This is a genomic window from Massilia sp. Root133 (assembly GCF_001426525.1).
GTDB lineage: Bacteria > Pseudomonadota > Gammaproteobacteria > Burkholderiales > Burkholderiaceae_D > Telluria > Telluria orientalis.
Window position 1 is genome coordinate 506,728 of record NZ_LMEW01000035.1, and the last position, 12,706, is coordinate 519,433.

7 protein-coding genes and 1 tRNA gene are annotated in these 12,706 nt (G+C 66.7%); 5 read left to right on the top strand and 3 right to left on the bottom strand.

Translation table 11 applies throughout. The features are described 5' to 3' along the window. Positions 1 to 10: 10 nt before the first annotated feature. From ASD28_RS28965 to ppc, 4 genes are all read left to right on the top strand, one after another. A complete protein-coding gene (locus ASD28_RS28965) occupies positions 11 to 1,906 on the top strand; it encodes an MFS transporter (protein WP_056136801.1) in 1,896 nt (631 codons plus the stop codon). A gap of 71 nt (positions 1,907 to 1,977) precedes the next feature. Further along, positions 1,978 to 2,054: transfer RNA gene (locus ASD28_RS28970), tRNA-Pro, on the top strand. A 230-nt stretch (positions 2,055 to 2,284) separates the two neighbouring features. Continuing rightward, entirely contained in the window at positions 2,285 to 3,490 is a 1,206-nt protein-coding gene (locus ASD28_RS28975; protein ID WP_056136804.1) for a GGDEF domain-containing protein, read from the top strand. 193 nt (positions 3,491 to 3,683) lie between these two features. Then, the gene (ppc, locus tag ASD28_RS28980; protein WP_056136806.1) at positions 3,684 to 6,431 is read left to right on the top strand and encodes a phosphoenolpyruvate carboxylase; all 2,748 of its coding nucleotides are present in this window, start codon (positions 3,684 to 3,686) and stop codon (positions 6,429 to 6,431) included. Here the strand turns inward: ppc and ASD28_RS28985 are convergent, their stop codons facing one another. Continuing rightward, positions 6,432 to 8,624 (bottom strand): glycoside hydrolase family 88 protein, encoded by a 2,193-nt coding sequence (locus tag ASD28_RS28985; protein ID WP_056136807.1) that lies wholly within the window; start codon positions 8,622 to 8,624, stop codon positions 6,432 to 6,434. Positions 8,625 to 8,705: 81 nt separating this feature from the next. Here ASD28_RS28985 and ASD28_RS28990 point away from each other — a divergent pair, with 81 nt between their 5' ends. Beyond that, entirely contained in the window at positions 8,706 to 9,680 is a 975-nt protein-coding gene (locus tag ASD28_RS28990; RefSeq protein ID WP_056136810.1) for an alginate lyase family protein, read from the top strand. Here ASD28_RS28990 and ASD28_RS28995 read toward each other — a convergent pair. After that, positions 9,649 to 11,484 (bottom strand): hypothetical protein, encoded by a 1,836-nt coding sequence (locus ASD28_RS28995; protein WP_056136812.1) that lies wholly within the window; start codon positions 11,482 to 11,484, stop codon positions 9,649 to 9,651. The genes ASD28_RS28990 and ASD28_RS28995 overlap by 32 nt on opposite strands. Before the next feature lie 77 nt (positions 11,485 to 11,561). Further along, on the bottom strand, positions 11,562 to 12,557 hold the full coding sequence (locus ASD28_RS29000; protein ID WP_056136814.1) for a LacI family DNA-binding transcriptional regulator: 996 nt from the start codon (positions 12,555 to 12,557) through the stop codon (positions 11,562 to 11,564). Positions 12,558 to 12,706: the final 149 nt, after the last annotated feature.

The following is a 12,706-nucleotide window of genomic DNA, read 5'->3' on the forward strand; positions in this document are numbered from 1 at the left end:
GTCATCGACCATGAGCCACCCGAACCACACCAGCCAGTTTTCCCTGCTGACCCAGCGCCGCTTCGGCCCGTTTTTCTGGACCCAGTTCCTGGGCGCCTTCAACGACAACCTGTTCAAGACGGCGCTGCTCGTCGTGCTGACCTATGACGCGCTGGCGTGGACGACGCTGCCCGCCGCGCTGCTGAACAACCTGATCCCGGGCCTGTTCATCCTCCCGTACGTCGTGTTCTCCGCCACTGCCGGCCAGATCGCGGACAAGGTCGAGAAGGGCCGGCTGGCGCGCTTCGTCAAGCTGCTCGAAATCGGCATCATGGCCATTGCCGCCATCGGCTGGCTCACGCACAACCTGTGGCTGCTCGTCGCCGCGGTCGTCGGCATGGGCGTCCATTCGACGCTGTTCGGCCCCGTGAAATACGCCTACCTGCCGCAGCACCTGAAGCCGGAAGAACTCGTGGGCGGCAACGGCGTCATCGAAATGGGCACGTTCGTCGGCATCCTGCTGGGCGAGGTGATGGGCGCGATCCTGGCCGGCCACGGCGCCGCCGGCGTGCACCTCGTCGCGTTCGGGACGCTGGCCGTCGCCGTGCTGGGCCTCGCCACGAGCTGGCGCATCCCGGCGTCGCCGGCGCCCGCGCCGGGCCTCAAGATCAGCGCGAACTTCGTCGCCGAATCCGTGCGCAACCTGGCGTTCTCGAAACAGAACCGCACCGTGTTCCTGTCGATGCTGGGCAATTCCTGGTTCTGGTTCTACGGCGCGCTCGTGCTGTCGCAATTCCCGCTGTACGCGAAGGAGTACCTGCACGGCGACCACAGCGTGTTCGTGCTGCTGCTGACCATCTTCTCGCTGGGGATCGGCGCCGGCTCGCTGCTGTGCGAAAAACTCTCCGGCCGCAAGGTCGAGATCGGCCTCGTGCCGTTCGGCGCCATCGGCCTGTCGCTGTTCGGCATCGACCTGTATTTCGCGAGCCTCGGCTATACCAACACGGCCCCCGTCGACTTCGTCGGCGTGCTGGCGCAGCACGGCACGCTGCGCATCCTGGCCGACATCCTGCTGCTGGGCGTGTTCGGCGGCTTCTTCATCGTGCCGCTGTTCGCGCTGATCCAGACGCGCTGCGACCCGGCGCACGTTTCGCGCACCATCGCAGGCATGAACATCCTGAATGCGCTGTTCATGGTGGCGTCGGCCGGCGTCGCGGTGTTCCTGATCGGCCGCGGTTTCAGCATCCCCGAGATGTTCCTGACGACCGCGCTGCTGAATGCCGTCGTCGCCATCTACATCTTCTCGCTCGTGCCGGAATTCCTGATGCGCTTCCTGGCCTGGCTGCTGATCCACACGATCCACCGCGTGTCGACGGTGGACGTCGAGCGCATCCCGGAACAGGGCCCCGCGGTCCTCGTCTGCAACCACGTCAGCTACGTCGACGCCATCGTCATCCTGGCCGCGAGCCCGCGCCCGATCCGTTTCGTGATGGACCACCGCATTTTTAAGACGCCGCTGCTGGGCTTCATTTTCCGCACCGGCAAGGCGATCCCGATCGCGCCGGCGCACGAGAACCCGTGGCTGATGGAAAAGGCCTTCGTCGACGTCGCCCAGGCGCTGCACGAAGGGGAACTCGTGTGCATCTTCCCGGAGGGGAAACTGACGCGCACGGGCGAGATGAACGCATTCCGCGGCGGCATCGCCAAGATCGTCGCGCGCAGCCAGGTGCCCGTGATCCCGATGGCGCTGCGCGGGCTGTGGGGCAGCGTGTTTTCGCGCGATCCGTCCAACGTGTTCGAGCGCTCTTTTGCGCGCGGGCTGCGCTCGAAGCTGGCGCTGGCCGTCGGGCGGCCGGTGCAGCCGCAGCAGGTGACGCCGGAGGGGTTGTACGAGGAAGTGCTGGCGTTACGGGGGGATTGGAAGTAAGTTTCTCCATGATGCCCGGTGACAAAAAGACTAGTCATCCCGCGTGCCTCTGTTATAATTCTGGACCAAGTCGGGGCGTAGCGCAGCCTGGTAGCGTACGTGCATGGGGTGCACGTGGTCGGAGGTTCGAATCCTCTCGCCCCGACCAACGAATTCAAAGAATCAGGCCAGCTTTCGAGCTGGCCTTTTTCGTTTCTAGGGGTTGCCGCACGGGAATGATCGCAGCCGCTTGATGATTTCAGTATATTGATCGCCGAATATATACATCAGCGATCCGCCATGATCCCTCGACACGCGCGCGCAATGACGATAGTCCAGTCCCTGGTTGGATTATTGCTGGTTCTGACCCCCGCATTACTGATCTGGCAGCACTTCGGGATGACCCGGGTCTTCGAACTCTCGCCCCGGCAGTCCTACGGCGCGACCGTTACCGACGACCGTCACGAGAACGGCAAGTCCGTCGCGTCGCTGGTGCGTGCGAACGATGCCCTCGTCATGCGCTGCGACCTGCGCGCCGGCTATGCCTGGCCATTCTGCAAGCTGCAGTTCCACCTGGGGCAGGACGGAAAAGGCGTGGACTTGGGCCGGTTCGATTCGGTCACGTTCGACATGCGTTATTCGGGCGAGTCGGGCAGGAAAATCAGGCTGCACCTGACGAACTTCGAGCCGGAATTTTCCACCGTCGGCGACTGGAATTCGCAGCGGTACAACTCCGTCGAATTCGACGCGCCGGCGCAGGCCACGTTCACGATTCCCGTCAACGTCGTGCGCACTGCCGACTGGTGGATCACGGCGCACAACGTGCCGCTGGAGAAAACGTATACCCGGCTCGATAACGTCACGGCGGTGGAAATCTCGACGGGATCGGTGCCGTCCGGCCAGTCGATCACGATCGAAGTGCGGTCCATCCAGTTTCGCGGCAAATGGATATCGGACACCACGCTGCTGACCTGGCTGGTGGGCGCGTGGATCGGGTGCGGCCTGCTCGGGCTATCGCTGAGTCTCTTGCACGTCCGCTCCAGCCTGTCCGCCAGCAATGCGCGCGTGGAGTTGCTGGATGCGATCAACAAGGCGCTGCAACTGGAAGCACGCGACCTGGCCAGCCAGGCCCACACCGACCCGCTGACCGGCGCATTGAACCGCCAGGGCCTCAGGGAGGTGCTGATGAAACGCTTGCACGTCGCCGGCCACGTCGACGAAGAGATGGCGGTCGTCTTCATGGATCTCGACCATTTCAAGCGGATCAACGATCAACATGGCCACGACGCCGGTGACGAGGTGTTGCGGCGCTTCGCCGCGGTCATCCGGGGCGAAGTCCGGTCGAGCGACAAGCTGGTACGCTGGGGCGGAGAGGAATTCCTGCTCCTGTGTCCGGAAACCGACGTGGCGCATGCCATGACGATGCTGGACAAGCTGCGTGCGGCGTTCGCGACGCAGGACTGGCCGCACGGGTTGCGCATCACGTCATCCTTCGGCCTGACGTCGCTGAAGCCGGAAGAGGACATCGGGGCGGCGATCAAACGGGCGGACGGGGCGTTGTATCGCGCGAAAGCGAACGGCCGCAACCGGGTGGAAATCGCCTGACTTTGTTTTCCCATCTGTAGCATTTTTTCAACCTCACCCACCGAATTGATCAATGTTCGTAGTAAAATTTCATAACATTGCATTTTTTGCCGTGCCACGCTGTGTATAAAGGCTGGTATATACAAGGTATCTGCCCGCCAACGCTGGTTATCTGGTGCGTGTTCTGTAAATTATTTACATTTTGGAGAGCTGAATGAGCGTTGAAGAGGCACGGAACTTCAAGGAAGAGTTGCTGGGGCGGGATATCCGCCAGCTCGGCCGCATGCTGGGGGAAACGATCCGGGCCCAGGAGGGTAACCGGGTGTTCGACCGCATCGAGTCGGTCCGCAAGAGCTGCATCGGTTTCCGGCGCGACGAGGACGGCAGCGCGCACGAGGAACTGGCGGCGATCCTCGCAGACATCTCGGCCGACGAGAAGACCCAGCTGATCCGCGCCTTCACGTATTTCTCGCTGCTGGCCAACATCGCCGAAGACCAGCACCACATCCGCCGCAGCCGCGCGCACCTGTCCGCCGGCTCGGCGCCGAAGAAGGGCAGCATCGCGCACGCCGTCGACGGCGTGTTCGCCGCCGGCCGCATGGACGACCTGCGCGCCTTCTTCGACGACGCGCACGTGAGCCCCGTCTTCACCGCGCACCCGACCGAGGTGCAGCGCAAGAGTGTCCTCAACTGCCAGATGGCGATCGCGCGCCTGATCGGCGAACGTGACCGCACGCAGCTGACGCCCGACGAGGAGCAGGACAACGATGAAGCGCTCGCGCGCGCGATCCTGACGTTGTGGCAGACGCGCCTGCTGCGCCCCACCAAGCTGTCGGTGCTGGACGAAGTCGAGAACGGCCTGTCCTTCTTCGACTACACGATGTTCAGGAGCGTGCCGCGCCTGTACTGCGCCCTCGAGGACACGCTGGCGCAGAAGGATGCCGGCTGGGCCGACACCGAGCTGCCGTCGTTCATGAAAGTGGGCAGCTGGATCGGCGGCGACCGCGACGGCAACCCGTTCGTCACGGCCGACATCCTGCACGCGACACTCCGGGCACAAGCGACCCGCGCGCTCGATTTCTACCTGCCGGAAGTGCACACGCTGGCATCGCAACTGTCGCAGGCGCAGTCCCTGTGCGGCAGCACGGAAGCCCTGCACCGCATCGCCGAGCGCACGCCCGACCAGTCGCCGCACCACCAGGACGAGCCGTACCGCCAGGCGCTGCACGGCATGCATGCGCGCCTCGTGGCGACGCGCGACTGGCTCGTCGCCGGCGCCAGTGAACCGGATGCGATGGGCTACGCCAGCGCGGCCGAACTGCTGGCCGACCTGGACGTCATCCACGAGTCGCTCGTGGCCAACGGCGCCCGCCAGCTGGCGCGCGGCCGCCTGCGCCTGCTGCGCCGCGCCGTGAAGGTGTTCGGTTTCCATCTCGCGCCCGTCGACCTGCGCCAGAACTCCGACGTCCACGAACGCGTACTCGCGGAACTGCTGACGCAGGCGCGCCCCGGCGTCGATTACCTGGCGCTGGACGAAGCCGCGCGCTGCACGCTGCTGCTGGAAGAACTGCAGTCGCCGCGCCTGCTCGTGTCGCCATTCGAGGCGTATTCCGAAGAGACGGCGTCCGAGCTGGCGATCCTGCGCGAGACGAAACGCGCGCACCTGACGTACGGCCGCGCCGCCGTCACGAACTACATCATCTCGAAGGCGGCTTCCGTCTCCGACCTGCTGGAAGTGGCGGTGCTGCTGAAGGAGGCGGGCCTGCTGCATCCGACGCTCGGCACGCTCGACGTCAACATCATCCCGCTGTTCGAAACCATCGACGACCTGCGCGCCGGTCCGGCGATCATGGCCGCGGCGTTCGGCCTGCCGTTCTACATGCGCCTGCTGCAGTCGCGCGACCGCCTGCAGGAAGTCATGCTGGGCTACTCGGACAGCAACAAGGACGGCGGCTACGTCACGTCCGGCTGGGAGCTGCACAAGGCGGAGCTGGAACTCATCGCCGTCTTCCGCGCCCACGGCATCAAACTGCAGCTGTTCCACGGCCGCGGCGGTTCGGTGGGCCGCGGCGGCGGGCCGAGCTACGAAGCGATCCTCGCGCAGCCGCCGGGTGCCGTGCAGGGACGCATCCGCCTGACGGAGCAGGGCGAAGTCATCACCGCGAAGTACGCCAACGCCGATGTGGGCCGCCGCAATCTCGAGGTGCTCGTCGCCGCGACGATGGAAGCGACCCTGCTGTCGCATGATCAGCCGCAGCCGGACGCGGCGCAGGTGGCCGCGATGGACCGCCTGTCCACGGAAGCGCTGCGTGCCTACCGTTCGCTCGTGTACGAAACGGAAGGCTTCGAGACGTATTTCTGGGAGTCGACGGTGATCACGGAAATCGCCGCGCTGAACATCGGCAGCCGTCCGGCGTCGCGCAAGAAGTCGCGCTCGATCGAGGACCTGCGCGCGATCCCGTGGGTGTTCAGCTGGGCCCAGTGCCGCCTGATGCTGCCGGGCTGGTACGGTTTCGGCACGGCGGTGGAACGCTTCATCGCGGACGCGCCGGCCGAGCGCCTCGCGCTGCTGCGCACGATGTACAAGACGTGGCCGTTCTTCACGACGCTGCTGTCGAACATGGACATGGTGCTGGCGAAGAGCGACATCGCGATCGCGAGCCGCTACGCCGGCCTCGTGGCCGACGCGGCGCTGCGCGACCGCATCTTCGGCGCCATCAGCGCCGAGCATGCGCGCACGGTGGAGATCCTCCGGCAGATCATGGAGCAGGACGAGCTGCTGGACGGGAACCCGCAGATGCAGCGTTCGTTGCGCAACCGCCTGCCGTACATCGATCCGCTGAACCACCTGCAGGTCGAGCTGCTGCGCCGCTACCGCGCCGGCGTCGACGACGATGCGACCCGCAACGGGCTGCACATGTCGATCAACGGCATCTCGGCAGGGCTGCGCAACAGCGGCTGATCACTCCTGATCCGTCACCCGCAGCGGCACGGCCAGCCGCTGCGCCACGTTGCGCACGTGGGCTTCCCACGCCTGCGCATCGGGAAAATCGCCGCCCTTGCTCCATCCCGCGCCCAGGTAGTGCACGAACGGCTGCCCGGGCTGCGCGGCCCCGACCAGCAGGGCGTCGCCGCCATCCACCGCGGCGCGCGTCGCCTGGCCGGGGACGATGACCGCGCACGCCGTGTGCCCGTTCGGCGCGCTCTCCGGTTCCCAGTAACTCATCCAGCTTGCGCTCGTGTCGCGCACGAGCCGGCCGTCCCCCTTGCGCTGGGCGATGCCGACGGCGACGGGCAGCGCGCCCGCCTGGTCGCTCGTGTAGCGGCTTTCGACGCGGCTGAAGTTGGCGCCGGCGTCGATCGAGATGCGTTTCGTCTCCGCGACCCGGCGTCCGCCCGCGCTCCACGCGTCGTAGCGCAGCTCGAACACGGCGCGCAGCGGCCCGTCCGCGATCACTTTCCAGCCCGCGTAGACGGATGACGGATACGCCTTGCCGTCGCGGTAGACTTCCGTGCCGCCGCAGCCGCGGCCCGTGCCGACGCTGTAGTTGTCGAGGCCTTCGCCATGGTCGCTGTGGTATTCGCCGCGCTTGTACCACGTGTCCACGACGGGACGGCGCACGCGCTTGAGCCACACGTCCACGCCGCTGCCCACGTGTTCGTTCGGCACGTGCAGGATCGCGGGGCCGTACGTGCGGTGCGCGATGCGGTCGCTCTCCCACGCGAAGTCGTCGTAGCGCTCGGGCACGTAGCGCGCATGCACCTTGACGTCGGGCGGCGCCAGCGCGGGCAGGGCGCTTGCCGGCAGCAGCAGGAAGCGGCGTTGTTCGCGGGGCGCGAAGTTCGCCTGGAACAGCAGCGTGTCGCCGGTGCGCTGCGTGGGCAGCAGGCGCGACGTGTCGGCTTCCATCACGGCCAGCGGTGCTTGCGATGCATCCGGGCCGAGCGCGAGTTCGACCGTCTCGTCGGCACGGTAAAAGTCGCCCGGATTCGTCACGCCCACCGGGCGCGGCGCCGCGCGTTCGAGCACCGCCATGCGAAACACTTCGCTCCCCGCGAGCAGGAAGGCGCCGACGCCATAGACTTCCGTCGCATCGTCCGCGAAGCCCGTGGGCGCCTGGCCGATCGGCTGTACGTGCGTGAGCTTGCCGTCCGGCTGGACGCTGGCGACGAGCGCCGACCACGCGCGCCGCACGCCCGGCTCGAACGCGGCGCGGTCCAGCAAGCCCTGGTTGATGCCCCACGCGAGCGCATACGCGAACAGCGCGGTGCCGCTCGTCTCGCGCGCCGGATAACTGCCCGGGTCGAGCAGGCTCGCGCGCCACAGGCCGTCGTTCTGCTGCAGCGCGAGCACCTTCGCGGCCATCGCGCGGAACTGCTGTTCGAAGCGGGCGCGTGCCGGATGGTCCGCCGGGATGTATTGGAGCGTGCGTGCCAGCCCGGCCATCACCCAGCCGTTGCCGCGTGCCCAGAACACCTTGCGGCCATTGGCTTCGCGCCGCGCAAAGTAATTGCTGTCGCGGTAGTACAGGTGTTCGTCCTTGTCGTACAGGTAGTCCGACGTGCGCCACCACGCGGCGATGGCGTGGTCGAGATAGCGCGCGTCGCCGGTGGCGGCCGCCAGGCGCGCCCACGCGGGCGGTCCCATGAACAGCGCGTCGCACCACGACCAGCGGTCCTGGTTGCCGGGCGCCGTGAATTCCAGTGTGCCGTCGTGCGGCTCGGCGAGGATGGCGTCGAAGCGCGCGCGCAGAGGCGCCAGCATGGCCGGGTCGCGCAGCTGCAGGTACAGCTCCGCATACGTCTGCCCGACCACGTGGTCGTCCGCGTGGTACGCGCGCGGACCGAGCTGCCAGCCATTGCGTTCGCCCATCGCCACCATCGCGTCGCGGTAGACGCGCGTGCCGGACAGGTTGGCCAGCGCCATGAACCCGGCGTCGCCGACGCCCTGCGTCCAGTGCGTCGTCGCGTGCGCGCTCGGGTGCGCGAGCTGCCAGTCGGCGACGCGTTCCATCGTCGCCAGCACGGCGGCCGGTGTCAGGGCCTGCGCATCGGCCCTGGCGGCGGGCGGCGTATGTGTCGCGCATCCGGGGAGGAGGGGGCCGAGCAGCAGCAGGGCGAGCGCGGCGTGCTTGAAGGGGATAGTCGGGATCATGGAAGGTTAACGTTTAACTAGATATGTGGATTCTGGCTTAAAGCTGAGATAAGGTAAACGCTTTCATAAAAAGGAGGAGACATGCGGATACGAGGACTCGGAGCAGGCATGTGCATCGCGGTGCTGGCCGCGCGTCCGGCCGGCGCGTGCGAGGCGCCGCCGCCGGCCGTCGTCGACATCGACGCGAACAGTTATTACAGCGACAGCCACCACTCGGTCGTGGACCCGGTGCGCAAGGCGCGCAACGAGGCGGCCGTCAAACCCGTCAACGACTACCTCGATGCGGTGGCCCATGCCGCCGTCGCCTGGCAGCGGACGCACCGCGACGCGGATGCCCGCTGCGCGCTGGCCTGGCTCGCCAGCTGGGCCGACCGCAAGGCGATGCTGGGCACGATGACGACGGAGCAGTCGTACTACACGCGCAAGTGGACGCTGGGCGGCCTCGCGCTCGGCTACGCGCGCGTGAAGCCGGCAGCCGCGCCGGACGAGCGCCGCCGCATCGAGGCGTGGCTGCTGGCGCTGGCCGATGCGACGATGCGCCACTCGGACGCGCACAAGGGCGTGCGCAACAATCACTATTACTGGGAAGGCCTCGCGGTGACCGCGACGGGCGCGGTGACGGGCGACGCGCGCTGCCTGGCCTGGGGCCGCAAGGTGTTCGACGATGCGATGGCGCAGATCCGGCCGGACGGCGTGCTGCCGTATGAACTCGAACGGGCCGGCAGGGCGCTGCACTACCACCTGTACGCGGCCGCGCCGCTCGTGCTGATGGCGTCGATTTTCGACGTGCAGTCGCCGCAGCTGGACAAGCTCATTGCGTTCTCCGTCGGCGGCGCCGCGGATCCGTCGGCCATCGCGAAGATGACGGGCGTCGAGCAGGCGTGGTCGGGCGGCGTGCCGGGATGGATCGCAATCTACCTGCGCCACGGCGGCAAGGTCGCGGTGCCCGTCAAGCTGCCGGCCGTGAACTGGGATGCCAGGATGGGCGGCGACCGCAGCCTGGCCAATCCGCTCGAACATCTCGTCACTGGTAGCGGATCGTCCAGCGGATCCTGAGCGGCTTGTCGAACGTGAACGCGCCCGTGCGGCAGGTGGCCAGCGTGGCCATCGGGCCGTACGGCGCGCGGTACGCTTCGCTGCCGGTCACGTCGGCGGCGCTGCAGCTGGCGAGGCCGTCGACGGCGAACGTGCGCACGGCGCCGTCGCGGAAGGCGATCGTGTTGCCGTCCACCGTGGCGCCGCTTGAAAACGACGCGAAGTCGAGGCTCACGCCGGCCACGTCCAGCGGCGCCGCCGGCGTATAGGTGTCGGTGCGCGTGATGACGCCATGGCGCAAGGTGTATTCCGTCTCGACCGCGATGCGCGTGTCCTTCACGGGCACGTTCTTGCCCAGCTTCGTGAGCGCATCCTGGCGGTACGTGACGCGGTGGCCGCCGTCGATGTCGCTCGTCCGGATGTTTTTCAGGAACGCGGTCGCGATCAATTCGCTGCCGTCGGCGAGACGGAATTTCGGCAGCAGCTGCGGATGCGCGGCGCCGCTGTCGGCGATGCCGGAGACGATCCCATACGAGAACGGCAGCGGATAGTACGGGCTGTTCGCATGCTGGCTCGGCCCGCCGTTGATCATCGACAGGCTGAATACGTGCGGTCCGTCGCGCCAGATGGCGAGGGCGCGGTCGTATTCGCCGCCCGCGAAGCGCGTGAGGCTGAAGGCAGGACGCGCGCGTTCCAGCCACGCCGCAAGGTCCGCGCGCGGCACGGCGTTCTTCATGCCGGCGCGGTTCCACATCTCGTCCGTGCTGATCAATTGGTGCAGCAGCGAGAAGTTCTCGCCGAGGATGCGGTGCTTGCCGCGGTATGTGTCGGTGCGGCGGCCCTTGCCCCACATGTCGACGGAATGCAGCGCGGGGTCGTACCAGAACGTCATATAGCGCTCGCCGATGCGCGCCGAGTAGGCGTATGCGTACTCCTTTTCTTCCGGCGTGAGGACGCCGAGGTAGGCGGCCGTCGACAGGATCTCCAGCATCGCCGTCTCGCCGTACGGCCCGAGGCTGCGGCCCATCGTGAAGCCGCTGCCGTCCGCATTGGCCGCGTTCAGCGCGACGTCGGCCGACTTGCGCAGCAGGGCTTTCAGTTCGGGCGTCACCGTCAAGCCGGTCTCGATGAAACGCTCGCAGATCTCGGCCGCCAGCAGGATGCTGTAGCGGTCGAAGCGGCCCTGGCCATCCGTCTCGTCGGAAAAGCCGTAGGTGCCGGAGTAATCGGCGTAATGCTTCAGCATCCGGTCGAGCAGGACGTCGCTCGCCTGCGCGTCTTCCCAGCCCATCAACAGGCGCAGGCGCGCGATGCTGAAGGCGACGCCGTAGTAATTGGTCGGCAGGTCGATCAGCTCGTAGGCCGGCACACGCACGAACGTCCGCCAGTCGAGCTTCTTGCGCAACTGATCGAGCGTGGCAGGGCGCACGGCGCGCTCCAGCAGGCCGGCCTGCTTCAACTTGTACAGCGCGCCGATGTAGTAATAGATGCCCCAGGTATCGTTTTCCATGCCGACGGTGAGGTCGGCGATGGACGCATAGTCGCGCAGCATGCCGGGCAGGCGCGGGTCGTCGGCGGGCGTGTGCAGCAGCACGTCCGCCAGGCCCGTCGCGATTTTCCCGGGCAGGAATTTGTCGTGGCTCTGGAACGGCGCGCGGCCGTCGATCGTGATGCCGTCCCGCTCCTTCACGAGCTCCTGGAAAAAGTAATCCAGTTGCGGGTAGGCCTGTTCGACCGTCTGGTGCAGGGGCTGGGTCGCGAGTGCGGGTGCGGCGTGTGACAGGGCGAGAACCGCCATCGTAATGACGGGCAGGACAGGGCGCATGCGTGTCTCCGGTGTTGTTAAACGTTTTCCTAAAAGGATAGGTCAACTCTTCCGGAAAGTAAACGGCGACGCGGGGATCAGGGCCGGCGGGCGACGGTCGACGCGCGCAGGATCAGTTGCGGCGCCACCTTGGTGAGCTTCTCGACGTGCTGGCCGCGGATCACGGCCAGCAGCTTTTCCATCGCGGTCGCGCCCATGCGCTCGCTCTGCAGGTCGACCGTGGTGAGGGCCGGCGTCGTGTATTTGCCGTAGGGGATATTGTCGAAACCGACGACGGAGATGTCCTGCGGGATCGAGATGCCGAGGTTCGACGCTTCCTTCATGAAGCCGAGCGCCATCAGGTCGTTGTAGCAGATCAGCGCATCGGGACGCTGGCTGCCCAGCACGATGGCGGAGCACAGGCGTTCGCCCTCGGCCAGCGACGGCGCCTCGGCGTCGAAGATCGCGAGCTCAAGGCCGGCCGCGTTCAGCGATTCGCGGATGCCGCCCAGGCGTTCCTCGTCGCGCCGCGACTTGGAAAAACCCAGGTAGGCGATGCGGCGGTGGCCCAGCATGCGCAGGTGCTGCGCGAGCATGTAGGCCCCGCCGTGGTCGTCGCTGGCCACCGTCGGCAGCGGCAGTTGCGCCAGGCTGCCGAAGAAGACCAGCGGCTTGTCGATCTCGGTCATCCACGTCATCTCGTGCTCGCGCATGCGCGAGAACACGATCATGCCGTCCACGCGCCGGCTCAGTTCTTCCAGGGTGCGCCGTTCGCGGCTGGGCGTTTCCTCCGTGTCGACGAGCAGGACGGAAAAGCCCTGGTCGTGCGCCACGCGGTTCGCGCCCTTCAGGATGCTGGAGAAGTGCGGGTTGGTGATGTCCAGCACGGAGAGGCCGATGGTGTTCGTGCGCCCCGTGATCATCGACTTGGCCAGCGGGTTCGATTTATAGCCCAGGCCCGCGATCGCGGACTCGATCGCCGCCTCGACCTTGGGCGAAAAGCGCTGTGCGCCGTTGATGAATTTCGACACCGTGGCAGTGGACACGTGGGCGGCTGCGGCGACGTCGCGGATGGTCGGGGCGGTCTTTTTCATGGGAGGTTAATCGTTACTCAGCGGCACATCTTAGCATGCGTCCTTACGGGCGGAACCGAGCTTGGGCAAGAAATCGGCGTGTGGAATCGTTGCCACCTGTGCTGGCAAGGTCTCCGGGCGAAAAAGCGGTCCAAAAAATTGACATTGAA

Bases quoted from the DNA above. Each gene is read 5' to 3' on its own strand.
- ASD28_RS28965 (WP_056136801.1), top strand. From the start codon at position 11: ATGAGCCACCCGAACCACACCAGCCAGTTTTCCCTGCTGACCCAGCGC.
- ASD28_RS28975 (WP_056136804.1), top strand. From the start codon at position 2,285: ATGACCCGGGTCTTCGAACTCTCGCCCCGGCAGTCCTACGGCGCGACC.
- ppc (WP_056136806.1), top strand. From the start codon at position 3,684: ATGAGCGTTGAAGAGGCACGGAACTTCAAGGAAGAGTTGCTGGGGCGG.
- ASD28_RS28985 (WP_056136807.1), bottom strand. From the start codon at position 8,624: ATGATCCCGACTATCCCCTTCAAGCACGCCGCGCTCGCCCTGCTGCTG.
- ASD28_RS28990 (WP_056136810.1), top strand. From the start codon at position 8,706: ATGCGGATACGAGGACTCGGAGCAGGCATGTGCATCGCGGTGCTGGCC.
- ASD28_RS28995 (WP_056136812.1), bottom strand. From the start codon at position 11,484: ATGCGCCCTGTCCTGCCCGTCATTACGATGGCGGTTCTCGCCCTGTCA.
- ASD28_RS29000 (WP_056136814.1), bottom strand. From the start codon at position 12,557: ATGAAAAAGACCGCCCCGACCATCCGCGACGTCGCCGCAGCCGCCCAC.